Source organism: Polyangiaceae bacterium, from assembly GCA_020633235.1.
Lineage (GTDB): Bacteria > Myxococcota_A > Polyangia > Polyangiales > Polyangiaceae > JACKEA01.
The window spans coordinates 519487-545213 of the sequence record JACKEA010000001.1 but is presented as its reverse complement, the minus strand read 5'-3'; the positions used below and the strand labels follow the sequence as shown (position 1 = coordinate 545213).

Genomic DNA, 25727 nt, shown 5'->3' with positions numbered 1-25727 from the left:
CTCGCGACGTCCATCGCGGGCTCGCGACGTCCATCGCGGGCTCGCGACGTCCATCGCGGGCTCGCGACGTCCATCGCGGGCGTGAAGTGCCGGGGGATTGCCGGTCGTGGCGGCGAAACGCGAGGTTCCGCGGCGGGCCGACAAACAAGGGCAGCCAAGGGTGTGGGCGTTGGGGCAAACTGACGTTGGGATGGCTGGTGACGACAAGTTGGAGCGCGCCATCCGCGCTCTCGAAGCGCAACGCTCCGCCCTCGGTGATTCCGTGGTGGACACCGCCACCGCGGAGCTTCGCGAGAAGCTCGCCGAGCTGCGCACGCTCACCAGCGACCACCGCCAGCTGGTCACGGTGCTGTTCGCCGACGTGTCCGGCTTCACGGCACTGAGCGAACGACTGGATCCCGAAGAGGTGCAGGCGCTGCTCACGCGCCTCTGGCGCCGGCTGGACCGCGTGCTGGTGGCGCACCGCGGTCACATCGACAAACACATCGGCGATGCCGTGATGTGCGTGTGGGGACTTTCCGGGAGCAGCGCGGAAGACGCGACGCTGGCGGTGCGAGCGGCGCTGTCCATGCAGCGCGAGCTGATCGCCTTCCGTAGCGCGGAGAACGTCGATCTGTCCATGCGCGTGGGCATCAATACCGGGCTGTGCTCGGTGTCGCGCGTGGAGTCCACCGGCGAGTGGAACGTGATCGGCGACACCGTGAACCTGGCGTCGCGCCTCGAGCACGCGGCGGAAGTGGGCAGCGTGCTCATCGGCAGCACCACGCGCGAGCACGTGCGCGGACGCTTTCGGCTGTTGGACGTGCCGCCCTTCGCGGTGAAGGGCAAACGCGAGCCGGTGAGCGCGTCGGTGGTGGAGCGCGAGATCGTCCGCGGCGAGACCGCGCTCACCGGCATCACGCTGCCGCTCCTGGGGCGCGCCGCGGAGCTTTTGGCGATCGGCGAAGCCTATCGGCGGGCCGCCGGCGGCGGTCTCGCGTGGCTCACGGTGCGCGGCGCGCCGGGCATGGGCAAGAGCCGCCTCGTGGATCAGGCGCTGCTCGACATCGCTCGCGGCGGCGGCCGCCCGCGCATCGTGATGCTGGCCGCTACCCGCGAAATGGCGGCCTTCGGCCTGATCGCGGATCTGCTGCGGGAGCTCGCGGGCTCGCCGTTTGCGCCAGCCCTCGTCGCCGCCCTGGGCGAGAGCCGCGGCAAGGAAGCGGCCGCGTACCTGGGGCAGCTCGTGGGCATCTCCAACGAGCTCGAACCGCTGTCGCACCGGCCGGAGCAGATCCGTGGTCGTGCCGAGGTGTTGCTCACGGAGTACCTCGCGTCGCTGTCGGCGGATCGCATGTTGGTGCTGTCCATCGACGACCTGCACTGGGCGGACAGCGGCTCTTTCGGCTTTCTCACGCGGCTCGCCCAGGTCGGCCTTCCGCGTTGCTTGCTGCTCACCACGGAGCGGCCGTCGGAGCGGCGCAGCAGCGCCCAGGCCGTCGAGCTCGGCCCTCTCGACACCGAGAGCCTTTCACGGCTGGCGCACAAGCTGGGCGCGCCGACGCCGGAGCACCTGCGCTTCCTGATCCGCAGGAGCGACGGCAACCCGGCGTTCTTGCGGGAGCTCGCGCGCTTCGCCGCGGAGCGTCCCTTGGACGAGCTCGAGACGCTGGTGCCGCCGCGCATCGAGCAGCTCCTGCACGAGCGCATTGCTCGACTCCCGCCTTCGGCGCGCGCCGTGCTCGGCGTGCTTTCCGTGACCGGTCCCAGGGCGGAGCCGAGCGCGGTGGCCACCTGTCTCGACGCCGCACCGAGCGAAGCGGATCTCGAGCTCTTGGCGCTGCAAGGTCTGCTCGACCGCGGCGAGGGTCTGAGCCTCACGAGTGAGCTGCTCTCCACCGTGGCGTACGAGTTCTCGCTGCTGCGCGAGCGCAAGGTGTGGCACGAGCGCCTGGCGCGGCGCCTCGCGGTGACCGATGGCAGCGATCCGGCGACGGTGGCACGGCATTTCGATCGCGCCGGCGCCAGCAGTGAAGCTACGGACTGGTACCTGGTCGCCGCCGAGCGGGCGCGCCGGGCGGACGCCTTCGAGGAGGCGGAAACGGCCTTTTCCCGCGCCCTGACGCTGCTCGAAGAAGCGCCCCCAGCGTCGCCCCAACGCGGCCACGCGCTTCGAAACCGCTGCCTCCTCGGCCTGGGGCAGATGCTCGAAGGAAAGGCGCGCTACGACGAGGCCGCCGACAAGCTGGAGCAAGCCCTGGCGGCCGCGCGGCTCGCGGGGGACGCCCTGGCGCAGGCCAAGACCGAGAACGCCGCGGCCTGGGTCGCGAGCCAACGGGGCGATCACACGCGCGCCGAGAGCATCGCGAGCCGCGCCGAAGCCATCGCGCGCTCGGCGCTCGCCGGCCCCAGCCCGGAGGACGCCGCCGCGCTCACCACCCAGCTCGCCGAAGCGCTGCACAACCGTGGCTGGGCGCGCACCCTGCTGGGCGACGGCGACGGTGCCCTCACCCTCGGCCGCGAAGCCCTGGCGGTGGCCGAGGGCGGCGCAACACCGCGCGCTCGCGCGCTGGCGCTGAATCTCATCGGCGTCGCGCACTACCATCTCCTCGGGCGCTTCGACGAAGGCGCGCGACATCAGGAAGCCGCCCTCGCGCTGTATCGCCGCATCGGCGATCGCTGGGGCATCGCTTGCCAGCTCAATAACCTCGGCGATCTGGAGCTCGAGCGCGGCAACCCGAGCGCAGCCCTCACGTTGCTCCAAGCGGGCTTGGACGAGATTCGTCAGATCGGCCATCGCGGACAAGAAGTGGTGCTGCTCGGAAATCTCGCGCGAGTGCGGCTGGCCCAGGGGGACGCCGCCGGCGCGTTGGCCACCGCCGACGAGGCCCTGAACATGGCGGACGGATTTTCACTGTCGGAGTCCTGGCGCACGTCGAGCGAAGCCGCCCTGGCTCTGGGAGATCGCGAGGGCGCCGTCACGCGCGCGCGGCGCGCCCTCGAGCACGCCGGCGGGGACGACGCCGATCGCGCCCTCGCCTTGCGCGCCCTCGCAGGCGCCCTCGGCGAGCACCCGGAGGCGGAGGCCTGCTTCGCCCGCGCCCTCAGCCTGTTCGTGCGCCTCGGCCGGAAGGCCGAGCAGATCGCCACCTATGAGGCCTGGGCCGCCCACGAAGCACGCCTCGGCGCCCACGATCGCCACGCGGAGCTCCTGCAGGAGGCCTCGCGCGTTCGTGGTACCCTGGGCTGATGCGAGGGTGGCTACGAATTGGGCTGAGCATTTTCTTCACGGTGAGCTTTCTCGGCGCTGCCGCGTGTAGCGACGACGAGGTCGACGACGGCAGCGGCGGGGGTTCCGGCAGCGGCGGCGCGGCCGACGCCAGCACCGGTGGCAGCGGTGGATCCGGCGGAGGCGTGAGTGGCAGTGGTGGCACCGGCGGCGGCAGCGCGGGCTCGGCCGGCGCTTCTGGCTCGGCCGGCGCTTCTGGCTCGGCCGGCGCTGCGGGAGCCGACGCGGGGCCGAGCTTTGCCCAGATCCAGGATCTGACGATCACCGTGGACTGCACCATCGACGGCGGCCCGGATCAGGTGAACACGAAGTTCGGCGTGAAGTACGACAATCCCGGCAGCGCTCCGGTGAACGGCACCCTGAGCTCCGCTCAGATCGACATGACCCAGGCCGCCACCAACATGTCCTGGACCTTCAAGCCGTCTCCCGGCGCCTCCGGCCCCATCGCGGCCGGCGGTACGCAAACGGTTCAGCACATCAACTCCGCCGGCAGCGGCGCGGGCACTGGAGACCCGTGTCAGTTCTGCGGCGGCACCGGCACCTTGGTGGTGCAATGGACGCTGGACGACGACGCCGGCAGCGTCGTGAGCGACAGCTTTGGTCCCGCGACCGTCACCTGCACGAACTGACATGCGCGCGCTACTCATCTCCCTCCTTCTCGTTGGCTGCAGCAGCAGCGGCAGCAGCGGCGGCGGCTCGCTGGAAGCGCCGGCATTCACCGATCTGGCAGGCAGCAGCTGGTCGGTCCACGAAAGCGCGTCCGGCAGCAACAGCTGCGGCGTGGCCGCGGGCACGTCCGACGACTGGACCTTGTACGTCGTCTCCCAGTCCGGCAACTCGATCACCTTCTACGACGAGCGCAGCGGCGCCTCGAGCGCCGTCACGGGCACCGTGAGCGGTCACACCATCAGCTACTCGGGCGAGCGCTACCCGGTTCTGGGATGTTCCAGCATGACCGGCAGCTACAGCGTGACCCTCGATGGCGCGGGACAGAGCTTCAGCGGCACCACCACCATTCGCTGCTTGGACAACGGCTGCACCGTCCCGGCGTCCGTCACTGGCCAGCGCTTGTGATCTGAAGCTCCGCGAGAAAGGCGTTCGCGAGCTCTTCCGCCGGCGTGCCGCCAATGTGCGCGGTGGCCTGCGCCAGCGCCTGGAACGCACGTTGACGATCCGCCACCCGGGACAGCGCGCGGCGGGCGAGGTTCCGCCCCATGGGGCTCTCGATCAGCGCCAGCGTCGCGCCGGTCCAGCGAAACGCCGGCGCACTGCGGCCGGCGTTGGCGATGTCCGTGAGCGGCGTGGCCGACAGCCACTCGGCAAAGGCCGCCTGCCACGCGGGCGCCCAGGGTGCCGTGTCCGGTGCCATGTCCGCCACGCGCACTTCCTCCTCCACCTCGTGGACGCGACGCACGCTCTTCCACATCAAGAGGCGCGGCGGCGGCTTGGCGCCGTGGAACGTGGCGCTGCCCACCCACCAGGAGACGCGCGTGTCGATACGCCGCAGCTCGAGCACGCGGCTGAAGCTCGCGTGCCGCGCCACGACCTCGCGCAGCCGCCGCGGCGGCCCCACTTGCCGCACGACGTCGCGAATCATGTCGAGCAGGTGCTTGGGGCGATCCGAGCCGAACCAGTCCGTGATGGTCGGGTTCGTCACCTGCAGCAGATCGTTGAGAGCGAAGGTCAGAAGCCAGTCCCCCGCGCCCAGGTCACCCAGCGCGTCCGCCGGCAGCACGCCGCGGGCCACCCGCAGGCGCCGTGCGCGGATCTCGTCCAGGGCGCCGCCGGTCACCACCACGCCCTGCTCCCCGGCCAGGGCGAGCGCGCGCTCGGAGCCCACGGGCCCCACCGGACGAACCTCACCGCCGGCCAGGAGCGGCAACAGCACGTGCTCCGCCACCGCCCCGGCGTAGTCGATCAACCGTTCACCCCTCGAAGCGCCGACAGCCCGAGCTCGTCCAGCCACACCGTGGGCAAGTCCGTCTCGAATACTTCCTCGAGCTCCGTCACCTGGATGGGTGCCCACTTCTGCGCTTCGAGCAACGCGCTCTCCAGCGGTACGAAGGCCTTGTCCGGCACCGCCACGGCGCTGCCGTCCGTGCGGAAGAAGATGATGCGATCTCCGGGGGCGCCCAGAGCCTCGAACAGCACCTCCGCGCCGACGGCGGGAACCAGCCGCGCGCCGCAGGGCACCAGCACCCGAGAGTGCAAGCTCCAATACAAAAAGCCGAGGGGCACCGTGGCCACGCCGGCCGTACCCATCACGAAAGCCCCCGCGTTGGTGATGGCGATGCGCGTGTCGCGGATGGTCTCGGTGCTCAGCGCGTAGGCCAAGCGCCGTAGCAGCTGCAGCTCGTCGGGCGGGACCAGCACCGCCGTCACGCTGCTGGGCGACGCCGGATCGGGCAGCAGCCGCACCGGGATGCGCACCGTAGGCGATGCCTCGTTCTTGCCGGTGAGCGCGGCTTCGTCGGCCACCACGTCGGCGCGCTGCAAGCTCCGGATGTCGGCCAGCACCGGCAGCTGGCCGAGGCGCAGCGCCGGCTCGCCCCGTCCGCGGAACATCACCAGCCCCTCGGCATCGAACACCGGGCACGCTTCCAGCGCGATCGGGTGATGGTAGCCGTGCTCCACCGCGGCCCCCGGTGTCACCGGCACGAAGGCCGTGAGACCCGGCGTGCCCTTCAGTAGCGGACGCATGCGGGGCGGGAGCTGCTCCACGCGAAACAAGAAGCGCCGCACGGGTTGGTCGTCGAAGCTCGTTTCCGGGGGCCACTCTGCGACGCCCACCTCGGCGTCGACGTTCGAGCGCGCGAAGTACGACAGCACGCTGGGGCCGAGGCCGGATTCCGCCAGGATCCACACCGGCTCCGAGCCGAGCTCCGCGCCGGGATCCGCGTGCGGCATCAGGCGCAGGAGCAAGCTCTCGAGCTCCACCGTGCGCTCCACGTCGTACACCTGCGAGAAGGTGGTGTGGTACAGCGCCAAGGGCTGATCCGTGGCGGTGATCTCCGTGGCATCGTAGCCAAAGGGTGCGCCCGCATCGCGATACTGCACGAAGTGCCGACTGGTGCCGGTGAAGGTGAACCCGCCGGTGAGCCGCGCCACCTCTCCGATGCGATCCATGCGATCGCTACCCCCGGCATCGAAGGACAGCGCCACCTCGCGAGTGCCCAGCTTGGAGCGAACGATCTCGATGCGCAGGGACTCCGCGAGCCCGCCCAGGGTCTGCTGCTCGGTGTACACCGCCAAGAACGCGATCAACCGATCCAGCGACGGCAGCAGCACCAACCCGCGGGAGCCAAGGGCCACTCCGCGGGCGTCGAGTCCCACCCCCGGAACCCGGAGTCGGGTCTGGTGTACCGCAATGCGCTCGAGCACGGCGGCATCATAAGCGACCCGAGGGAGCGCCGGGGACGCTTTTCCTGCCGGCAATTTGGCCCAGCCGAAGCCCGCCCCGTTACCATTTCGCTGCGGCGCGCTTCCCCGCAAGGACCCCAGCATCATGGACTTCTCTTCGCTGCTCTTCGGCCCCCGTACGATGCGACGCACCGCCCGCATCGAGTGCCAGGTGGTTCGCCTCCGCGACTTCACGCTGGTGGCGGATCGCGTGGAAAACATCTCTCACGGCGGCCTCTTGGTCGGCCCCGCAGATCCAGTGCTCACCGGCGAGGAGGTCGTCGTCTCCTTCCAGCTCCCGGGCTTCTCGGACTGGTTCGACGCCGAGGCCGTCGTCGCCCGCGTGATCCACGGCCGCCGCCCCGGCGAATGCCGTCGCTCCCTGGGCCTCGCCCTCACCCACGTGGACAGCGCATCGCGCCGCCTGCTCGACGCCTACGTGCGTCGCCTGCCCCCCGCGCCGCCCACCTTCCGTCCCAAGAGCGAGCGCATACTGAGCTTCACCTCGCTGAATCTCGGAGATTTCCTCAGCACCGCTCCAACCTGATAGGCCCCGCGACCATTCCATCCGAGCCTGCGCTACAGGCTTCACGCCACGGCTCCTCGGGCATTGCCTGATTTTGTTGGTCCGGCGCGGATCCCGACGCGAATCGCCGAGGCTATCTCGGAACTTGAACCGTGTCGCAGCCGAAGAGCACGTCGATGGAACCCTGGTCGTCGGCTTGGATGGTGCTGCAGGTGGCGGGGCACGCGATCACTTGCGTCGGGTTCTGGTCGTTGTCGTAGTACCAGCCGCCCGCGGGAGTGCAGTCCGTAGCGCTGTTCACGTGATAGATGTCGACGGGCGCACCGGCGGAGGGCGTGAAGCGCACGTTCACCTTCTTCGGGTTGATGGTCTCGCCGTTGCCGGGATCGGGAATGCTCCAGGTGCATTCGAGCTTCGATTTGCCAATCACGCCCTGCGCCAGCTTGTCGAACACGGGCTTGAAGTCCTGCAAGCACAGATCTCCGCTGACGCCGGCCTTCTTCTGCACCAGGTCCGTGTACACGCTGCCGGTGGCGGCGGCCGAAGCGCACTGGCTGTAGCAGTGGATGCTGAAGAACGACCACTCCTTGAACAGCACCGGGTCGAGGTTGTTCACCGCGTTGATGAAGGCGTCCGCGGAATTCATTGGCGGCTCGGTGGCGTTGTCGTCGGTGATGACCACGAAGGTCTTGCTGGCGTCGGGGCGCAGCAAGTAGCTGTACGTGGAGTAGGTGTTGATGAGCACGTCCAGGGCGTCGTTGCTCGCCACACCCTGATTCATGTGCCAGTAGTTGGCCGCGGGGTTGGTGTCTTGCTGCGGGCACAAGCCACTGCCCAAGGGTGGATCGATGCACACGCCGGTCTTGATGCAGGGAAAGCCCGGCAAGCAGATCTCGATGGGATAGTCCGCGATCAGGATGATGTGCGTGTCCACACCGGACGCCGCAATCTGCTGCGAGAACTGGTTCATGTTGTCGTGAACCCAGGTGGACTCCTGATCCATGCTGCACGAGGTGTCGATGGCCCACACGATGTCGGCGGGCAGCGCCACCGCGCTCGCGGTCTGCTTCACCGCGGCGCACTCGCCACCGAAGCCACCGCCGCCGCTGGCCGCAGCGCCCCCGGTACCAATGATGCTCCCGCCGGTACCGCCGCTCGCAGAAGCACCGCCGCTGCCCGAGCCCGCGCCACCGCCGCTGCCGTCCTCGCTATTGGCGGCCGAGCAGCCGAACACCGCCAACGCACCCAGAATTCCGCCCAGCACAATCGTCCGCATCGCTCCACGCTCCCGAAAGCAAGCCCCTCGTTCCCGCCGGCAAAGCTTGCCTGATGGCACCCCATGCGTCCAACCTCGTGGCATCCTCCGCCGCGAGGGGACATCAGGAGTACATCGATGAAGAACATTTCTTGGCTCATGGTACTTGGCTCCGCCGCGCTACTTCTCACGGCACCGGCGTGTGGCAGCGACGACAGCAGCGGCTCCGGCGGCTCGGGCACCGGCGGCGCGAACACCGGCGGCGCTTCCGGCTCCGGCACGGGTGGCGCTTCCGGCTCGGGTACCGGTGGTATGGCGGGCACGGGCACGGGTGGCATGGCGGGCGCGGCCGGCAGCACCGGGACGCATCAGACCTGCACGGACGCCGCAGCGAAGGTCAAGAGTCTGGCAGACGCCCTGAGCTGCACCGACACGTCGACGAACATCCAAGCGATGTGCGAACAGCTCTACGCCACCAACACTTGCGTGACGGAGTTCGAGACGTTCCTCGGCTGCGCCGCAACCAAGGCCAACACCGATTGGGAGTGCACCGCCGACGGCCCGGATCTCAAGGCCGGCGTGTGCGACACCGAGGGCACCGCCTTCGCGACTTGCACCGGAAACTGAGCACGGATGCGGCGGCGAGGCCTCGCGCGTCTCGCCGCCGCCCTCAGCCCCAGAAAAAGACGCTCTGGCCGTCTGCCGCGAGGCCACCGAAGCCGGCCCAAGTGCGGCGTGGCGTGGCTCCGTAGCAGGTATCCACGCGATGAAACCAGCGTCCGCCGTCGAACACGATCAGATCCCCGGGGCCCACTCGGTAGCTGTCATGGGGCAGGTCTTGTTGGTGCGGCGCGGCAGCCGCCGCGGCATCGCCGTGGCGGAGCTGGAACACGCTGAGCGCTCCGCCGCGCTCCGGCAGGGACAGCGGTACGTACCACGACAGCTGAGTGCGACGATCCACCAGCTGGTTCAGCTGCTCGTGGCAGGGCAGCGCGTCGTAGCTGTCGCAATGGAGCGGCGCGCCGCTGCCGTCGGGGAACACGTGCAGCGTCGCCGCGGCGTAGCTCCGCCCATCCGGCGCCACGGGCGTGCGCACTGCGCGGCCACCGGCGAGGGCCGAGCGCGCCGCGTCCACCGCGGCCCGCGCGTCCGCGTCCAGGAGCTCCGCCGCAGACCAGCGCTCGGTCGCCGCCAGGTAGTCGTCAAAGCTCGGCCCGCGGGGAGCGCTGGCCGTGGGCGCCAGCATCACGCCCAGGGCGTAGCCGCCCTCGGCGGTGTCCACTCGGGGCGCGTCGGGTTCCATCGCTGCGACGCGCTCGACGGCGCGGCGCAAGAGCTCCGGCGCGAGCACGCCGCGCACGATCGCCCCCAGCGCGCGCTCTTCGTAGATGTCGTCCACCAGGCGGCCGTGGGCCGCCACTTCGCTCGCCGAGATCTCGATGAGCCGCTGCATCCTCCGCCACGATAGCCCGCGCGAAGGGCGCGTGCAGCTCGCATTCGGGCTACACTGGCTCGGCCGATGATCGCCGCCGAGGATCGCCTGCCCGAGCTGCCCGACACCCAGCACCGGGACTACATCCTCACGGCCTACGAGCCACGTTGCGATCCCAAAGGGCGGCTGCACGCGGGCTCCCTGCTCAAGCACCTGCTGCGCGTGGAAGAGCTCGACGCCTGGCCGTTGATCGAGGCCCTCCGCGCTCATCTGGGTCCGGACGAAACGGTGTGGGGCGCCAAGTGGGGTCCAAAGGGTTTCAGTCTGGAGCTCTACTTCTACAACTTCACGGAGAACGCCGAAGGCAACCGCGCCCGGGCCACGGATCTGGCGCGGGTGGTGGCCCCCTGGGTCACGGTCGCCGGCGCGGTGGACGAGTCTCTGCCCTACTTCATGTGCAGCTTCGAGATCTCGGCCAAGAGCCTTGCCCAAAAGACCTGCGAGCCCTTCCGCCTGTACCTGCGCAGCGGAGACCGGCATCGGCGGGAGTGCGGCTTTTCCTACCGCGCCGAAGCGCGCGACCACTTGGTGCTCGAGAATCACTACTGGTTCTACTTCGCCAAGAAGCCCGAAGAGCTGGAGGACGCCGTGCGCCGCGTGCGCTCCTCGCCCCGGAGCGGCGGCAAGAAGTGTTGGAGCGTGCTGGTGCCCCCGGGACTTCGGGATTGCTTCACGGTTTGCTACGCCGTCAAGCCGCACGCCGACGGCCTGTACTACTCGCGCATCTCGAGCGTGCAGCTGGCGCCCTTCCTCGCACGCCACGAGCACCCGCGGCTGGCGGAGCTGCTCACGGAGCACGACAGCGACTTTGCGCACGTGTCCTGGGATCTCGGCTTCGACTTCAACGCCGCGCCGGGGGCCCCGGAGCTGTCCATCGACAAGCTCGCGGTGCATCAGGTGGTGTGATGAACGAAACCCACCTGCCCATCCTGAAGGACGATCCGAACATCACCACGGTGACCATCGCCCTCAACTACCTGTGCAACAGCCGCTGCCGCTTCTGCTTCATCGAGCGAGAGCTGGACATGAAGCTGCCGGACACCTCGGACGAGTACCTCGAGCGCGTGTTCCGGGAGAACCGAGAGCGCAAACGCTACCGGCGGCTGATCCTGGCGGGGGCAGAGGCCACCTTACGGGCGGACCTGCCGGACATTGCGCGCCGCGCCCTGGAGGAAGGCGGCTTCGAGGTGATCCGGCTGCAGACCAACGGTCGCCGGCTGGCCAAGGCGAGCTACTTGGCGCAGCTGATCGACGCCGGCGTCCAGGAGTACTTCGTGTCCGTGCACGCGGGCACGGCGGAGCTGGACGCGCACCTCACCCGCAATCCGCTGAGCTTTCGCGAGATGCGCGCGGGGCTCGAGAACCTGGTGCGCTCCGGCGCGCGCACCATCAGCAACACCTGCGTCTCCCGCGACAACTACGAGCACCTGGGGGAGCTTTCGGACTTCTTGCTCGAGGTCGGCGTGCCGGAGAGCCACTTCTGGGCCTTCATCGAGTTCGGGGACATCGGCCAGAGCGACCAACACGTGCCCCACGCCGAAGCGATCCCCCACGTGCAAGCCGCCGCCCGCCGCCTGCTCGCCGCCGGCCACGAGGTGGTGCTCAGCTGGTTCCCCGAGTGCGCGCTGGGAGACGTGCGCGACCGCCTCGTGGACCACCGCGACGACACGCTGATCCACGACGAGTTCTCGAGCCGGGCCAAGAACCACGGCGGCTTCTCTTGCCCGCACCAGGAGCGCTGCACCCACTTCGGCAAGACGTGCATTGGTCTGCACGAGCGCCACGTGGAGCTGTGCGGCGACGAGCGCGAGCTGCTCACCCCCTTCGAAGGCCCATGACCCGCTCCTTCTACGATCCGAAGACTCTGGAGCTCGAGCTCGCACGCGTGTGGAAGAAGTGCTGGCTGCTCGCCTGTCACGAAAGCCGCCTGCAAGACCCCGGGGACTTCGCCGCGCTCGACGTGGGGCCGCTCTCGGCGCTGGTGCTGCGGGACGCCGCCGGCGGCGTGCGCGCCTTCGCCAACGTGTGCCCGCACCGCGGCGCGCGGCTGTGCGACGGCACGGGCTCCGCGCGCTCGGTCACCTGCCCCTACCACGCGTTCCGCTTCGGCCTCGACGGCAAGCTGCTCGGCGCGCCCAACGTGCAGGAGCCGCCGGAGCTTTCCCTGGTGCCGCTGTCCGCCAGCGCACGCTTCGGCTTCGTGTGGATCGCGTTCTCCCCCGACGCCGAGCCCATCGACCACTTCCTGGCCCCTCTGGCAGGCGAGCTCTCCGCGCGACAGCTCGGCGATTGGGGCATCGAGAGCGAAGTCCGGGTCGACGTCGCCTGCAACTGGAAGCTCTCGAGCGAGGTACACATCGAGGCGCTGCACGTCCCGGTGCTGCACTCGGACATCTCCCACGCCGTGGACTGGCAGGGCGCAGAGCTCACGCGCCTCGGTCGCCACGCGCGCATCGACGTTCGGCCGCGCATCGACGAAGTGGGGCACAACGTGCTCCTCTCGGTGTTCCCCAACGTGCAGCTGAACCTGCACCCGAAGCAGGCGCTGGTGTTCCGCCATCGGCCGCACACCACGGACCCAACGCGGGCGTGGTTCGATCAGATCGCGCTGTCGCCCAAGGGCAGCGGCGCAGAGCCGCGCACCGTGGCGCACGAAGATCCCGCCATCGGCGCCGTCACCACGGCGGATCTGCGCATGGCGGAACGACTGCAGCGGGGTCTCGGCACCGGCCTCTTGCCGGCGCGCACCCTCACCGCGGCGGAGAGCCCCATCGCCTGGTTCCGTGAGGCGCTGGACGAAGCCCTGGCACAGCGCTGATCGCTCTTCCTTGCCTGAAGATGTCGGTCCGCCGCGGAATCAGCCCGGCGCGCCGGCGGCGACCAGGGCGTCGGTCTCCACGCGGCCGTCGTCGAAGTGATCCGTCTCGTGCGCCACGGCGCGCAGCGACAAGCCGTGGCCGCGCGCGAGGTCCGTCAGCGCGGCGACGAGCTCGACGTCCACTGCCGGGTCGCCCAGGGCGAGGAGATCCGCGACGGGCGCTTCGGGACGGAAGATGACGTTGTCCGTGCGCTTCGCGCCGGTTCCGCGGAGCAGCGTGACGAGGCGGTGACTGCCACTCGCAGGCAACGCGCCGGGCGGCGCGGGATGGTACGTGCGCGCGCGCTCGAGACCGCGACGAGTGACGTCCACGCCGATGGCGACGGCATCCGCGAGCTCCACGCCGAGCCGGCCTGCAAGCTCCGGCAGGCCGTCCGTGGCGTACAGCTTGAGCACCAGCTCCGAGGCGCGCACCGCGACGCCACCGTGAACGCGTACGCCCGGGACGTCGAGCACCGGATCCGGGGACGCGCCGAGGAAATCGCGAGCCCAGCTGTGCGCCACGCGGGCGAAGGGCAGCCCCGGGTCGTGGGCAAAGACGTTCAGGCCGAAGCTCTTGGTTCCGCGGCGAGCCAACAAGATGTCGTGGCTGAGGGGTCCCCGGCGCGGCACGGGACCGGCCAGCGCGGCAAGCTCGATCCAGGGATCGAACGCGCCGGGTGCGGGCTCGGTACCGGAGACTTCAGTAAGCAGCGCCACTGCGCCCTGCAGAAACGACTCGAGCACGCGCCCATGATAGCGCACGCGAATGACGCGCTGACGGATCCACGGTAGGTTGGCATCGTGACCATTGGCTTCGAGCAGGGCCGCCTGGTGGACGGTCGCTTCGCCATCGAGCAAGAGGTGGGGCGCGGCGGCGCGGGCGTGGTCTACCGCTGCTTCGATCGCGTCACGCAGCAGACCGTGGCGCTCAAGGTGCTGGCAGCGGAGGCGGGCGTGGCCCCCGAGGAAGAAGTGCGCTTCGCTCGGGAAGGCGAGCTCCTGAGTCACTTGCACCATCCCGGAATCGTGAAGACGGTGGCCTACGGCACGTTGGACGACACCGGGCAGCCGTTCATCGCCATGGAGTGGCTGGACGGCGAGGACGTCGCCCACCGCCAGCGGCGCGAGCCGCTGTCCTTGCGGGCCGCAGTGGAGATGGCGGCGCTGGTGAGCGAGGCGCTGTGCGCCGCGCACGACGTGGGCGTCATCCACCGCGACATCAAGCCGGGCAACATCTTCCTCTGCAACGGGCGGCCGGGCGACGCCGAAGAGATCGACGTCACGCCCAAGCTGGTGGACTTCGGTGTGGCGGCCAACGAAGACATTCGCATCACGCGCACGGGGGACGTGGTGGGGACACCGGCGTACATGGCGCCGGAGCAAGCCCGCGGAGATGCGCCCATCGACGCGCGCTCGGACGTGTACTCCCTGGGCGCCACGCTGTTCGAGCTGGTGAGCGGGCGGCCGCCGCACGTGGGGCCGACGGCCATCGCCACCCTCGCGCGCTTGGTGACGACGCCAGCGCCGCGCCTTTCGGAGCTCCGGCGGGACACGCCGGTGCTGCTCGACAACCTGGTGCACCGCATGCTGAGTACGGAGCCGGAGTACCGCCCCCACGACATGCGTGAAGTGACGCAGGTGCTGCGCGACGTGCTGCAGGAGGCGGGGCGCATGACCTGGCCGTCCGGGGGCACGCCCAGCGAGCCGGTGCTTTCGTCGCGGCTCGGCTCCAGCGCTTCACGGCTGGTGACGAGCATCGTGGCCATTCGCTTCGCCAAGGGCTCGGCGCGGGAGCGCGCCCTCGAGCACCTGCGGCAGCGCGGGGCGGACGCGGTGCCCCTCGGTCAAGATGCCATCGTCGCGCACCTCGGCGCGCGGCGCGCCGTGGGCACGGAAGCCACGGCGGCGCTGGATCTCGGTCGCCGCTTGGCGCGCGCCGGCGCTCGCGTGGGCATCGCCAGCGGGCGGGCGCGAGTGAACCTCACCTCCCCCGCCGGCGAGGTACAACCCGTCGGCGAGGTCGTCGATCGCGCGTCGGCGCTGGCCCGGGACGCGGACGCCGGCGTGGTCTTGGCGGACGCCACCACCAGCGAGCTCGGACGCGGCCGCTACGAGTTCCGCGCGCGGGACGACGGCTCCTCGGTGGTCGGCGAGCAAGTGCGCGGCGCCCGGGGCGAGCGCGCCGGCGGCGCACCCTTCGTGGGGCGCGAGCCGGAGCTGGCGCAGGTGGTGAGCGCCTTCGAGCGCGCCTGCGCGGACACCACTCCGATCTTGGTCAGCATCACGGGGCCGCCGGGCATCGGCAAGAGCCGCCTCCGGCGCGAGGTGCTCGCGCGCATCACGGCGCAGGCCGACAACCCCTTCGTCATACTCCAGCGCAGTGAAGCCTACGGCCGCGGCCATGCTCTCGGTGCCGCCGCCGACGTGTTGCGCGCGATCATCGGCTTGCCCAAGGGCGCCACCGCCGCCGAGGCGGAGAGCGCCATCGTGGCGCGCCTGGGTCCCGCCACCCGCAGCGAGCTCACCAGCGCCAGCCGAGAAATCCTCGCACGCTTGCTCGCCAACGAGCCGCTGCCGGAAGGCCTCGACCCCCGCGGCTCCCGCGACGTGCTCTGGTTGGCGATGACAGACCTGGTGATCCAGGTCACCGCCGGGCAGCCCACCGTGATCGTGGCGGAAGACCTGCAGTGGGCGGACGCCGAGAGCATCGGTTGGCTCGATCACATGTTGGGACGCACCCAGAGCCGCCCGCTGATGGTGATGGCGCTGGTGCGCCCCGGCTTTTGGCAGGAGCACCCGGAGCGCTTCGCCGGGCGCGATCACGTGCGCCTCGAGCTCCGGCCCATCTCCAAGCGCGCCACCCGCGCCATCGCCCGCGCGCTCCTGGGCGAAGAGTTCTCCGACGAGATGCTGGATCGCATCGCGAGCCAAGCAGCCGGCTTGCCGCTGTTCGCGGAAGAGCTGGCCCGCCTCACGGCGTCGGGCCGCACCACCATCCACGCCCCCACCATCGAGTCGGTGATCCAGGCCAGCCTGGACTCCTTGGACGAAGAGTGTCGCGACGCCATCGGGCGCCTGAGCGTGTTCGGCCTCACCGCCTGGGACGGCGGCTTGGAAGCCCTCGGCATGCACGAAGCCGAAAGCGTGATGAAAGCGCTGGCCGCGGGCGAGGTGCTGATGGAGCAGAACGTCTCGCGCTTTCCGGGCACCCGGGAGTGGATGTTCAAGCACGCCCTGGTGCGCGAGGTGGCGTACAGCTCCTTGGGCGAGCGCGAGCGGCGCGAGCTCCACGCCCTGGCCGCCGCCTGGCTCGCGTCCATGGGGGAAGACTCGGCCACCGTCGCCGGCCACTACGACCTGGGCGGCCAGCACGAAGCCGCCGCGGAGCACTGGGCGCGTGCCGCGCAGCGCGCCCTGGCCGCCAACGCGCTCACCGACGCGCTGAAGATGGCGGAGCGCTCGCTGTCCTTCGCCGGTGACAAGCCCACCGGCTTTCAGCGCGCCCTGTACCTGGACGAAGCCTGGAGCCGATTGGATCCCCGTGCGGCGGATCGCGAGACCGCGGTCTCGGCGCTGGAAGAGAACGTGTTCGACGAAGCCAGCGCCGTCCGCGCCCGTGGCGCTCGCGCCCGCTACGACGACGCCCGCGGCACCGGCGTGGACATCACGGCGCGCCTCACGGAGACGCGCACGGAAGCCGCAGGTCTCGGCATCCACGACGAAGAAGCGCGCTGCTCCGCGGCCCTGGCGGCGCGCCTCGCTTTCGCCGGGCGCTTCGCCGAGGCCGAGACGGAAGCCGCCCGGCTCCTGATGCTGGCGGAAGATCGCGGCATCGCCGCCGCGGCCGTGGACGGCTGGCAAACGCTGGCCATCGTGCGGCAGACCCGCGGCGAGCTCACCGCGGCGCTGGACGCCCGCCGCGCCGCCGTCGGCGCCGCTCGCAAGGCCGGCCTCAAGGAGCGCGAGGCCATGCTGATGACGAACCTCGGCTTCGCCCTCACCACCATCGGCGCGCGCCAAGAAGCGCGCGGCGCCTTGGAGACGGGCCTGTCCCTGGCGGACGCCATCGGCAGCTCCGGCGCCGTGCGCCACGCGCAGATGAACCTGCTCGGATGGGCCGCCACCTTCGGCAACGACAAGCAGCTGGAAGCGAACCTGGCGGAGACCCGCGCGGATGCCGACGCCGCGGCCACGGGCTTCTGGGCCTCGCCGGATCGCGCGAACCTCGGCGTGCTGTTCTATCGCGGCATGGAGCTCTTGCGCGCCAAGTCCGAGACCACCTGCCAGCGCGCCCGCTCCCTGCTCGGCATCTCCGCCGAGGGGTATCGCTCCACCGGCAATCGCGACGTGCTGCCGGTGGCGCTGGGCACCTGGGCCGAAGCAGAGCGCCGCTGCGGCAGCCTCGAGCGCGCCGTGGAGCTCGCGAAGGAAGCCGCCGAGCTCCTGGAGAGCGGCGCCCCCAGCTTGCTGAACGAGTCCGCCGTCTACCTCGCCCTACATGACGCCTACATGGATCAGGGCCAAGAAGAAGAAGCCAAAGAAGCCATCACCCGCGGCCTGTTCCCGCTGCAGCACCGCATCGATGGCCTCATGGGCACCGCCTATGCCCGGCTATACCTCACGGAGCTGCCGAACAACGCGCAGCTCCTGGCGCGCGCCGAGGAATACGGCGTGGTTCCAGACCGCATCCATCGCCTGCTCGAAAGCAGCACATAGTCCTCAAGCGGCTGCCGTTCCGACCGTTTTCCGAGGGCGTGGAGAAACACTGGACCATCTCCGGACTGCAGGCTCTGAGCGGCCCGTCCGTCCGGGCCCTGAGGCGCGACGACATCCACGTCGTCTACCAGCCCATCGTGGATCTCAACCGCGGCACCGTCTTCGCAGAAGAGGCGCTGGTTCGCTGCAAGAACGACGTGTTCGAGAACCCGTCGCGCCTGTTCGACCAGGCCGTGAAGGAACAGGCCGCCGGGCGTCTCGGTCGCATGATCCGCGAGATCGCCGTCGAGAACTGCCCGACTCGTCGCCTGTTCTTGAATCTCCACCCGGCCGAGCTCGAGGCGCGCTGGCTGGTGCGCCCGGACGATCCCATCGGCTTCCACGACCACGACGTGTTCCTCGAGATCACCGAAGCCGCCGCCTTCGAGCACCACGAGCTGTGCCTCAGCATATTGGCGGAGGTCCGCGGCCGCACCGGTGCGCGCCTGGTGATCGACGACTTTGGCGCGGGCTACTCCAACATCCTGCGCATCGTGGAGCTCGAGCCCGCGATCGTGAAGCTCGATCGCGCGTTGATCACCGATCTCCATCGCTTCCCGCGCAAGCTCGGGCTGGTGCGCGCCGTCGTGGATCTGTGCGTTCAGATGGGCGCCGAGGTCGTCGCCGAAGGCATCGAAACCCGCGACGAGCTCCGCGCCATCCAGGACACCGGCGCTCACTACGGCCAAGGCTACGTCCTCGCGCGTCCCGCCTTTCCCATCCCGGACGTGGGTTGGCCGGCCAAGGACGATTCCATACGCCCGCGAGACAGCCGTCCCGACCGCGAAGATCCCGTCGATTCTTTTGTCGGTCCGCCGCGGGCACACCCGACCACGCCGCCCTGACGCCCCTCCGAGCCGAACGCGTCGATACGGGCAACGTCACGCCACTGCGGCGTCGCGTCGCGACTCAGATCGGCAGGCACAGAACCTCGTCGCCTTCGGCGAGGCCCAGGTGCTCTCCGGCTTCCCTGCCGATGCGCACTTCCCCATCCCTCACGATGTCGAGGGCGGAGTACACCGCGCGGAAGTACGGCCGCTCCGCCAAGTCCCGACCGATGAGCCCGGACTTCTTCGTCTTGGTGTCACCCTCGACGAAGCCGACGACGCGGCTCCGCCGCGACTCTTGCACGAGCGTGATCTCTTCCAGGGGTGCGGTGAAATGCGGGCCGCCGTCGAAGGGATCCACCCGTTCCGCGTAGCGGAACCCGATGCGCCGCAGCATGCGCTCCACGCCCTTGGTCTGCGCCCCCACCTTGCCGATGACGTCTTGGGCGTCCTTGCTGAGCAGGCTGGCGTAGATGAGCCCCGCCGGGAACAGATCCCGGATGAACTCCTTGTTCTCGCTGGAGAGCAGATCCGCCTCGGCGTAGCTCATGTCCGTGAACTGCCGTCCGAGGGCCTCCCACAGGTGGCTGGTGCCATCGCTCTCGAGCGGCGGCAGGAGCTCCGCGAGCAGCTCGTTCTGGAACAGCTCGCGATGGGTGGCGACGTACAAGAAGCGCACGTACGAGATCTGCAGCCCGAGCTTCTCCCGCGCCGCGCGGTACTCCGGCGCCACCACCAACCCGCCGATTTCCGTCGGCCCCTTGTAGGAAAATCCGATCTTGAGCGCCGTGTGGTGGAAGTGCTTGTCGAGCAAGCTCGAGTACTTCTCTTCTTCGATGACGTCGAAGTAGATGTACGGCGCATCCCGCCGGCCGAGCTGCGCCACCAGCATGGACGTGCCCACCGCAACGTCCTTCTCCAGGTCCCACAGCACGAACACGTACTTCCGGTGCGGCAGGCTCTTGAGCTTGCCGCTGTAGCTGCGATCCGTGTGATCCAGGAGCCTCCGCACGTGGTCGCGATCGTGGGGCAGGTTCACCGAGTCCAGGTGCTCCGCGAGCCGAAGCAGCTGTTCTTCGTCATCCGGCGAAGCGCCGCGGATCTCGTAGCGAACCATGGACCGTCGGTCTTACCACGCCCCCAGGGAGCGCGAGCGGCGAAGCGAAAGCCGTGCTAGATCGGGCCCGTGACCGAGTCTTTTCGCGCCTTCGTCGGGACCAAGAGCTACATCACCGATCCGGCTTTGGAAGCTGCCGTCAACGCCGCCGTGGCGCTGGAACGGCCGCTCTTGGTGAAGGGCGAGCCCGGTACCGGAAAGACCCTACTCGCGGCCGCCGTGGCGGAGGCCATGGGCCACCCGCTGATCCATTGGCCGGTCAAATCCACCACGCGCGCGCAAGACGGCCTGTACGTGTACGACACCGTGCAGCGGCTGTACGACGCGCGCTTCGGGGACGCAGGCCCGGACGGCGTGAAGGACATCCGGCGCTACATCAAGCGCGGGCCGCTAGGGCGAGCCCTGGGCTCCGACGAGCGCGTGGTGCTGCTCATCGACGAGGTCGACAAGGCCGACCTCGAGTTCCCGAACGACCTGCTCCACGAGCTCGATCGCATGCGCTTCTTCATCACGGAGACGAACGAGGAAATCGTCGCCAAGCATCGCCCCGTGGTGATCATCACCAGCAACAACGAGAAAGAGCTGCCAGACGCGTTCTTGCGCCGCTGCGTGTTTCACTTCATCGACTTCCCGGAGCCGGAGCTGATGAAGCGCATCGTGCGAGTGCACCACCCGGAGATCGACGACGAGCTCGTGGATCAGGCGATTTCCGCGTTTTATGACGTGCGCGGAGTGCCGCGGCTGCGCAAGAAGCCGAGCACCTCGGAGCTCATCGACTGGATCGCGGTGCTGGCCAAAGCCGGCATCGGCTCGGATCGCATCAAGAGCGAGCTGCCCTTCGGCGGTGTGTTGATCAAGAAGGAGCAGGATCAGACCACCGTGGCGGAGGCGCGCTCCGGCCGCTCGCGCCGCTGGTAACCCCGCCCTTCCGTCGAGCGGGCGACGGTGGTAGCGAACGGATGTGACGACGAAACACTGGTCTTTCCCCCGCGCCGAAGCCCTCCCTACCTACGCCTTCGTGGCCACGGACGCGGTGAAGAACCGCGCCATTGCCGCGGGCGCCCAGCTCATCGACCTGGGCCTCGGCAATCCGGATCGTCCGACGCCACAGGTCATCGTGGATCAGCTCCATGCCGCGGCGGACGTGGGCAAGAACCACCGCTACCACCCGGGTCGCGGATTGCCGGCGCTGCGCAAGGCGATCGTCAGCTGGTATCACCGGCGGCACCACGTGAGCTTCGACGTCGATCGCGAGGTCGTCGTCACCATGGGCGCCAAGGAAGGCATCAGCCACCTGTGCATGGCGATCTTGGATCGCGGGGACACCGCGGTGGTTCCCGACCCCTGCTACCCGATCCACAAGGGCGCCCCGATGATCGCCGGCGCCACCGTGGCCCCCTTCGAGGTGCGCGCGGATCTCGAGCCCGCCAAGGCCGTGGCGGACGCGCTGGCCCGGGTGAACGCCGCCGGCGGCAGCACCAAGCTCGTGATCGCGAACTACCCGCAAAACCCCACCGGCCAGGTCGTCACGAAGGAGCAGCTCCGCGCCCTGGTGGAGGTGGTGCGGGATTCCGGCGCGCTGTTGCTCCATGATCTGGCGTACGCGGACTTGGACTTTTCGTCGCGCTACGCGCCCAGCATCTTCGACTGTGGCATCGACGCGAGCGAGGTCCGGAAATTCGCCGTCGAGGTGTTCTCGATGTCGAAGAGCTACAACATGCCCGGCTGGCGCATCGCCTTCATGGTGGGCAACGAGCGCATGATCGGCGCTCTCGCGCACCTCAAGACGTACATGGACTACGGCACCTTCATGCCGCTGCAGCACGCCGCGGCGTGGGCGCTCGACAACGGCGACGGCCTGGTGGAGGAGATCCGCGAGCTGTACAAGGGCCGCGCCACGGCGCTGGTGAAGGGCCTGTCGGAGTGCGGCTGGGGGGACGTGCCGGAGCCCAGTGGCACCATGTTCGTTTGGACCAAGCTGCCGAAGGCGCTCACCGGCCTCACTTCGGTGGAGGCCACGCATCGTTTGATCGAGGAGGCGCACGTGGCCGTCGCGCCGGGCACCGGCTTCGGCGAGGGCGGCGAGGGCTTCGTGCGCTTCGCGCTGATCGAGGATCCGCCGCGCATCGCCGAAGCATGCGCTCGCATCGGCAAGATGCTCAAAGCCTGACGCACGCGCTCCTGACCGCACCGCCAAAGTGCTCATGGCTGGCGCGAGCTTCAGAGCAGCCGCGCCGGTCTCACCATTCGCCACGACGCAACGACTCGAGACCGCCCTCTCGCCGCGGAAGCTGCTTTGCATAGCAACCGATTTCCGGGCGCCCTCCCCCCTTGATCGCCCGCGTTTTTCTCATGTTGATGCGGCGCGATGCCCGTCGGGAAGCGCCGAGGCTCAGGGCACGCTGGGAGGAGATTGCATCGCAGTCGTTCGAAGGGAGTCCGAGGGCATCAGGCGTTGCGTCGACGGCGGAGGATCCAGGGCACTGCCAAGAGCAGCATGAGCGCGCCGTGCTGGCCGCCGGAGCCGCCGGCCTGGCGACAGCCGCAGCCGCTGCCCTCGTCGTCGGCGACGACGCTGGAGTGCTGTTGAGTCCCACTCTTGCCGCCGCTGGCGCCGCCGCCGGTGCCGCCGGTTCCGCCGCTGCCGCCGCCGCCGGTAGCGCCGCCGGTGCCACTGCCACCGGTTCCGGGGAACGGGTCGTCGATGATGTCGACCTTGCCGCTCGAATCCTTCACGAGCACGGGCTCGGACCGGACCTTCGGCCCTTCCGTCAAGGCGTACACCTCGGCGGCCGGCTTTTCCACGACGTCACCGAAGGCAAAGCCCCACGCCGCCATGACCGTCGGATCCGGCACGTGGCGGCGCCAGCTGCCGTCCACCAGCCAAACCTCCGGCGTGCCGTCATCCGCCTTCACCAACTCCGGCGCTGCCGGCAGCGCGGCGCCCTCGTCCAGCGAGGCAATCTGCGCGTCGGACAGCGGGAGCAGCTGCCAGAACAGATCGAACTTCCACGCGGCCAGGCTGTCGGGATTGACGACGTGACGGCGAATGCCCTGCGGCAGCGTCGCGGTGCAGGTGAAGGACTTGGGGCTGTTCGAAAGCTCCGGGTTCGTTCCGCCTTGGGTGTCGATGCCGTAGGCGTGCACCTCGTGCGCCTTGCCGTCGAACAGCGAGAGCGGCGGCGGCACGTCGAAACCGTGCTCGCAGGAGCCGATGGCAGTGCACAGATCTTGGCGCGAGACGTTGGCCGTCACCACGCCGGCCTTGGCGCCGCTGCCCGCTGGCCCGTCGAAGTACAGGTGCACGTCGATGGCGGTGTCCGGCGCATCCGGATCTTGCGCCCAACCGCGCAGGCCGTCGCAGTCCGCTGCGTCCAGGTAGCCCTTGGGCGCCGTGTTGCACACGTTGCCCTCGTCCACCTTGCCGTCGCAGTTGTCGTCCTTGCCGTTGCACACCTCGGTGGTGGGCGTGCACGTGTTGGTGCACGAGCCCGCCGCCTTCTTCAGCTGGATGTCGGAGCCGTAGTAGAACTGCAGGATCTTCGTGTAGTCGTAGCTCTTGCCGTTCTCCAGGCAGCGCGCGCCCCACTGGCTCATGCAACCGCGGTTCTGACCAAAGCCCGGCGGCCCGATGTAACCCAGGGACGTCTGCGTCACGCTGGTGCCGGTCTTGCCCTCGTTGTACGTGACGTACTTGCTGGTGGAGCCGGAGTAGTCGTGGCAGCTCGGCGCCGTGGCGCCGGAATCTCCCGCCACGTAGAAGCCGTAGGTGAGCGTGTTGGCGTAGGAAAGATAGATGCCCGCCGTCTCCTTCACCGCCTGGTAGTGGATGGCCTTGGGCGTCGCACCGCAGGAGTACACCTGGCACCCCTGGCCATCGCAGATGGAGCCCGACGTCGCCATGTTGTAGTAGGCCACGGAGCGCGCGGCGATCGCCTGCGCCTTGAGCGCTTGCAGGTTGGCGCCGCCGTTCTCGCACTGGATCACGTGCGGCAGGTAGTCGTCCTCCATGCTCTTCGTGCCTTTGCCGGTCACGGGGATGGAGCAATACGCCTGCGTCGGAGCCGTGACCGGCTCGCTCGCCTGCCCGATGGGCTCCCCTTCGCCGACGTCCGCGCTACACGCAGAGCCGAGCCCCAACGCCACGCTCGCCAGCGCCGCCAGCCGAAGCCACCCAAACGAAACCCGCTGCGCCATGCCCAGACGCACAGCAACTTCCAAGCCAGCGTAAATTGCGGTGGTTTCGCGCGCTCAAGGGCCGCCAAGTGCCAAACAGGGGTTGGCACCCGGCACCCCGCGGTTGGCAGGCGCACCGCGACGGGGTTCGCGCCGCGCCAACATCATCTGCTCTCGGATGCGGCTGCTCACGCCGAGCGCACGTCGTGTGCTCACGCTTCGCGCTGACAAACGCATCGCGCCGGGCCAACACCCTTTGCATTTGGATGTCGGCTCGGCGCGGTAACAGCGGGGCGCAAGGCCCGGCGCAGCAACGTCGCGTCAGCGGATGGGCGGCGGGGGCGGCGCGATCGCCGTCAAATTCAAGCCGCCCGGATACTGGTAGCTCGTGTAGCTGCCGTAGCCCATCACCTGGATGCCGACGGGCTTGTCGGAGTTGAGCACGTGGGCGCCACTGGTCCCCGGTCCGAGCTTGGCGCGGGCGACGGAGAAGCCGCTGCTGATGGGTACGGCCGCGGCGTTGAGCGGCGAGCCGTCCAGCGTGACCTGCGCGCCGTCGGGCAACACGATGTCCACGTAGGAGACGTCGTAGTCGTCGGGGGCGAGGAACACGTACTTGGTGCGGAATTGCTCGACGGCGGTCATCAAGCTCTGCGCCGGGTCGCCCTTTTCACCACCGGCGACGGGCTGCGGATCCACCACGCTCGCCCCGAGCATGAAGGAGCCGACGGCGAACTCGTGATCTCCGGACACCTCGAAGTCCTTGTTCACCACGCCGAGGTCGAACACCTGCCCAGCGTTGATGACCGGCGGCGCGCCGGCGGGGGCACCCCCAGGATAGCTGAGCTGCGTGCCATCCACGTTGCCGAAGATGCGCACGATGTGACCGACGGCGTTGCCGTTGGGACCCGTGGGTACGGTCACGAAGTAGTGCTGACCGAAGGTCTCCGCCGGAAACACGCTCTCTTCGATGTGATCACAGGCGGACTGGCTGAAGGGCTGGTTGATGCAAGGCACCCCGGCGATGACCTGCACGGGCTTGTCCGATTGCACGAGGGTCCCCGCCAGATCCGTTTGCGCGGTACCCACGACCTGAACGACCTCGCCACGAGCGATGGGGAAAGAGATGACCTGACCGGGCCCTGCGGCCTGGAGCCCACCGCCACCGGCCACCTGACCAGTCCCGCTCACTTTCACGGTGACGGTCGTGCCATCTTGAGTGCCGGTAACGGCGAAATATGCCGGCATGCTTATTGGTGGGTTGGTGTTGTACCAACCGGACTGGCCGGTCACTCGGTAGTTGCCTGTGAGGGCCGTGGACGGCAGCAGCAGCGATGCGTCGTTGGAGAACGAGAAGCAGCCGATGGCCTGGAGATAGGTGGGGCAAACCGAGTCCCCCGGGCACCCCGCCCAGCTCTTGCCTTGCGGGCCGCCCGCGCCTTTGTACTCCAGCGCGTTGAACTGATACACGGTGACGGGCACGCTGCTCGTGAGGTGATAGGCGCCGCCCGGAGCGCGCACCGTGGCGGACACCGGAACGGCTGCGCCGCAGTTGTCGGCATCCGGTCCCTTCAGCTCCGGTACCCACGGCAGGTAGAACTTCTGCAAGCCGTTGGGCGGAACCTGTCCGCCGTTCACGCCTTGGCCGTTGCGCTCGATGAGCACGTCCGCGGGGGTGTCGCCGTAGTTGGCGACAACCACGGCGTAGTCGAAGGTGGACCACACGTTGTTGGCGACCACCGTGGGCCAGAAGTCGCAACCGATGTACGTCTTGGCCTGTTCGGCTTCCTGACAGGTCTTCGGATCCCCGACGAAGCCGCCGTTGCCACCGGTGCCACCGCCGGTGCCGCCGATGTTGATGCCGCCACCGCCACCGGTGCCGGCGAAGCCGCCCTGGGCGCCGGTTCCCCCTGCGCCACCGTTATTTCCGCCACCGCTCGCGCCGGAGCAACCGAAGCCAACGATCAACGTTCCCACTGTGAGCCAGGCCGCAGCCTGGATACGAAGCAAAGTCCCCATGGCCGGGAAGTATGACCGACGAACCCGCCGGAT

The 25727-nt window shown here is 69.2% G+C and carries 20 protein-coding genes; 12 read left to right on the top strand and 8 right to left on the bottom strand.

Annotated features, from left to right (window positions below; translation table 11 throughout):
* Positions 1-190 precede the first annotated feature (190 nt).
* From H6717_02415 to H6717_02405, 3 genes are read left to right on the top strand one after another with little or no spacing between them, the layout of a single operon-like run.
* Positions 191-3229 carry a tetratricopeptide repeat protein gene (locus H6717_02415; GenBank protein ID MCB9575869.1) on the top strand — a complete coding sequence of 1013 codons (3039 nt, stop codon included), beginning with the start codon at positions 191-193 and terminating at the stop codon, positions 3227-3229.
* Positions 3229-3897, top strand: coding sequence for a hypothetical protein (locus H6717_02410; protein MCB9575868.1), 669 nt, complete (start codon positions 3229-3231; stop codon positions 3895-3897). Before H6717_02415 ends, H6717_02410 begins: the two co-directional genes overlap by 1 nt.
* A 1-nt stretch (position 3898) precedes the next feature.
* Entirely contained in the window at positions 3899-4342 is a 444-nt protein-coding gene (locus H6717_02405) for a hypothetical protein (GenBank protein ID MCB9575867.1), read from the top strand.
* Here the strand turns inward: H6717_02405 and H6717_02400 are convergent.
* Both H6717_02400 and H6717_02395 read right to left on the bottom strand, forming a co-directional pair.
* Positions 4323-5189 (bottom strand): hypothetical protein, encoded by an 867-nt coding sequence (locus H6717_02400; protein ID MCB9575866.1) that lies wholly within the window; start codon positions 5187-5189, stop codon positions 4323-4325. The genes H6717_02405 and H6717_02400 overlap by 20 nt on opposite strands.
* Positions 5186-6649 (bottom strand): hypothetical protein, encoded by a 1464-nt coding sequence (locus tag H6717_02395; GenBank protein MCB9575865.1) that lies wholly within the window; start codon positions 6647-6649, stop codon positions 5186-5188. The genes H6717_02400 and H6717_02395 overlap by 4 nt, the downstream gene beginning before the upstream one ends.
* Before the next feature lie 124 nt (positions 6650-6773).
* Here H6717_02395 and H6717_02390 point away from each other — a divergent pair, with 124 nt between their 5' ends.
* Positions 6774-7214, top strand: a complete 441-nt coding sequence (locus H6717_02390) for a PilZ domain-containing protein (GenBank protein MCB9575864.1) — start codon at positions 6774-6776, stop codon at positions 7212-7214.
* Between the two features lie 112 nt (positions 7215-7326).
* On the opposite strand, the gene H6717_02385 is transcribed toward H6717_02390, so the two are convergent.
* A complete protein-coding gene (locus H6717_02385) occupies positions 7327-8469 on the bottom strand; it encodes a hypothetical protein (GenBank protein ID MCB9575863.1) in 1143 nt (380 codons plus the stop codon).
* Between the two features lie 117 nt (positions 8470-8586).
* Between H6717_02385 and H6717_02380 the strand changes: the two genes are divergently transcribed.
* Positions 8587-9075 carry a hypothetical protein gene (locus H6717_02380; GenBank protein ID MCB9575862.1) on the top strand — a complete coding sequence of 163 codons (489 nt, stop codon included), beginning with the start codon at positions 8587-8589 and terminating at the stop codon, positions 9073-9075.
* Positions 9076-9118: 43 nt separating this feature from the next.
* On the opposite strand, the gene H6717_02375 is transcribed toward H6717_02380, so the two are convergent.
* The gene (locus tag H6717_02375; GenBank protein ID MCB9575861.1) at positions 9119-9901 is read right to left on the bottom strand and encodes a hypothetical protein; all 783 of its coding nucleotides are present in this window, start codon (positions 9899-9901) and stop codon (positions 9119-9121) included.
* A 66-nt stretch (positions 9902-9967) separates the two neighbouring features.
* On the opposite strand from H6717_02375, the gene H6717_02370 reads away from it, so the two are divergent.
* The 3 genes from H6717_02370 to H6717_02360 are packed head-to-tail and all read left to right on the top strand — an operon-like array spanning position 9968 to position 12758.
* Positions 9968-10846 (top strand): hypothetical protein, encoded by an 879-nt coding sequence (locus tag H6717_02370; GenBank protein MCB9575860.1) that lies wholly within the window; start codon positions 9968-9970, stop codon positions 10844-10846.
* Positions 10846-11778: a radical SAM protein gene (locus H6717_02365; GenBank protein ID MCB9575859.1), complete on the top strand. Its 933-nt coding sequence runs from the start codon at positions 10846-10848 to the stop codon at positions 11776-11778. The genes H6717_02370 and H6717_02365 overlap by 1 nt, the downstream gene beginning before the upstream one ends.
* Positions 11775-12758: an aromatic ring-hydroxylating dioxygenase subunit alpha gene (locus H6717_02360; protein ID MCB9575858.1), complete on the top strand. Its 984-nt coding sequence runs from the start codon at positions 11775-11777 to the stop codon at positions 12756-12758. Before H6717_02365 ends, H6717_02360 begins: the two co-directional genes overlap by 4 nt.
* A gap of 39 nt (positions 12759-12797) precedes the next feature.
* On the opposite strand, the gene H6717_02355 is transcribed toward H6717_02360, so the two are convergent.
* Positions 12798-13544: a hypothetical protein gene (locus H6717_02355; protein MCB9575857.1), complete on the bottom strand. Its 747-nt coding sequence runs from the start codon at positions 13542-13544 to the stop codon at positions 12798-12800.
* 54 nt (positions 13545-13598) lie between these two features.
* On the opposite strand from H6717_02355, the gene H6717_02350 reads away from it, so the two are divergent.
* Both H6717_02350 and H6717_02345 read left to right on the top strand, forming a co-directional pair.
* Positions 13599-17516 (top strand): protein kinase, encoded by a 3918-nt coding sequence (locus H6717_02350; protein ID MCB9575856.1) that lies wholly within the window; start codon positions 13599-13601, stop codon positions 17514-17516.
* Between the two features lie 38 nt (positions 17517-17554).
* Entirely contained in the window at positions 17555-18400 is an 846-nt protein-coding gene (locus H6717_02345) for an EAL domain-containing protein (GenBank protein MCB9575855.1), read from the top strand.
* 64 nt (positions 18401-18464) lie between these two features.
* Here the strand turns inward: H6717_02345 and H6717_02340 are convergent, their stop codons facing one another.
* Positions 18465-19499, bottom strand: coding sequence for an arginine N-succinyltransferase (locus H6717_02340; protein MCB9575854.1), 1035 nt, complete (start codon positions 19497-19499; stop codon positions 18465-18467).
* Positions 19500-19568: 69 nt separating this feature from the next.
* On the opposite strand from H6717_02340, the gene H6717_02335 reads away from it, so the two are divergent.
* Both H6717_02335 and H6717_02330 read left to right on the top strand, forming a co-directional pair.
* Entirely contained in the window at positions 19569-20417 is an 849-nt protein-coding gene (locus H6717_02335) for a MoxR family ATPase (GenBank protein ID MCB9575853.1), read from the top strand.
* 43 nt (positions 20418-20460) lie between these two features.
* Positions 20461-21669 (top strand): aminotransferase class I/II-fold pyridoxal phosphate-dependent enzyme, encoded by a 1209-nt coding sequence (locus H6717_02330; protein MCB9575852.1) that lies wholly within the window; start codon positions 20461-20463, stop codon positions 21667-21669.
* A gap of 278 nt (positions 21670-21947) precedes the next feature.
* On the opposite strand, the gene H6717_02325 is transcribed toward H6717_02330, so the two are convergent.
* Complete coding sequence (locus H6717_02325; GenBank protein MCB9575851.1) at positions 21948-23696, bottom strand: hypothetical protein; 1749 nt, start codon at positions 23694-23696, stop codon at positions 21948-21950.
* Positions 23697-23996: 300 nt separating this feature from the next.
* Positions 23997-25694: an IgGFc-binding protein gene (locus H6717_02320; GenBank protein ID MCB9575850.1), complete on the bottom strand. Its 1698-nt coding sequence runs from the start codon at positions 25692-25694 to the stop codon at positions 23997-23999.
* Between the last annotated feature and the right edge of the window lie 33 nt (positions 25695-25727).

What these genes read in the sequence shown, in the direction of transcription:
- H6717_02415 (MCB9575869.1), top strand. Translation starts at nt 191, where the DNA reads ATGGCTGGTGACGACAAGTTGGAGCGCGCCATCCGCGCTCTCGAAGCG.
- H6717_02410 (MCB9575868.1), top strand. Translation starts at nt 3,229, where the DNA reads ATGCGAGGGTGGCTACGAATTGGGCTGAGCATTTTCTTCACGGTGAGC.
- H6717_02405 (MCB9575867.1), top strand. Translation starts at nt 3,899, where the DNA reads ATGCGCGCGCTACTCATCTCCCTCCTTCTCGTTGGCTGCAGCAGCAGC.
- H6717_02390 (MCB9575864.1), top strand. Translation starts at nt 6,774, where the DNA reads ATGGACTTCTCTTCGCTGCTCTTCGGCCCCCGTACGATGCGACGCACC.
- H6717_02385 (MCB9575863.1), bottom strand. Translation starts at nt 8,469, where the DNA reads ATGCGGACGATTGTGCTGGGCGGAATTCTGGGTGCGTTGGCGGTGTTC.
- H6717_02380 (MCB9575862.1), top strand. Translation starts at nt 8,587, where the DNA reads ATGAAGAACATTTCTTGGCTCATGGTACTTGGCTCCGCCGCGCTACTT.
- H6717_02375 (MCB9575861.1), bottom strand. Translation starts at nt 9,901, where the DNA reads ATGCAGCGGCTCATCGAGATCTCGGCGAGCGAAGTGGCGGCCCACGGC.
- H6717_02370 (MCB9575860.1), top strand. Translation starts at nt 9,968, where the DNA reads ATGATCGCCGCCGAGGATCGCCTGCCCGAGCTGCCCGACACCCAGCAC.
- H6717_02365 (MCB9575859.1), top strand. Translation starts at nt 10,846, where the DNA reads ATGAACGAAACCCACCTGCCCATCCTGAAGGACGATCCGAACATCACC.
- H6717_02360 (MCB9575858.1), top strand. Translation starts at nt 11,775, where the DNA reads ATGACCCGCTCCTTCTACGATCCGAAGACTCTGGAGCTCGAGCTCGCA.
- H6717_02340 (MCB9575854.1), bottom strand. Translation starts at nt 19,499, where the DNA reads ATGGTTCGCTACGAGATCCGCGGCGCTTCGCCGGATGACGAAGAACAG.
- H6717_02325 (MCB9575851.1), bottom strand. Translation starts at nt 23,696, where the DNA reads ATGGCGCAGCGGGTTTCGTTTGGGTGGCTTCGGCTGGCGGCGCTGGCG.
- H6717_02320 (MCB9575850.1), bottom strand. Translation starts at nt 25,694, where the DNA reads ATGGGGACTTTGCTTCGTATCCAGGCTGCGGCCTGGCTCACAGTGGGA.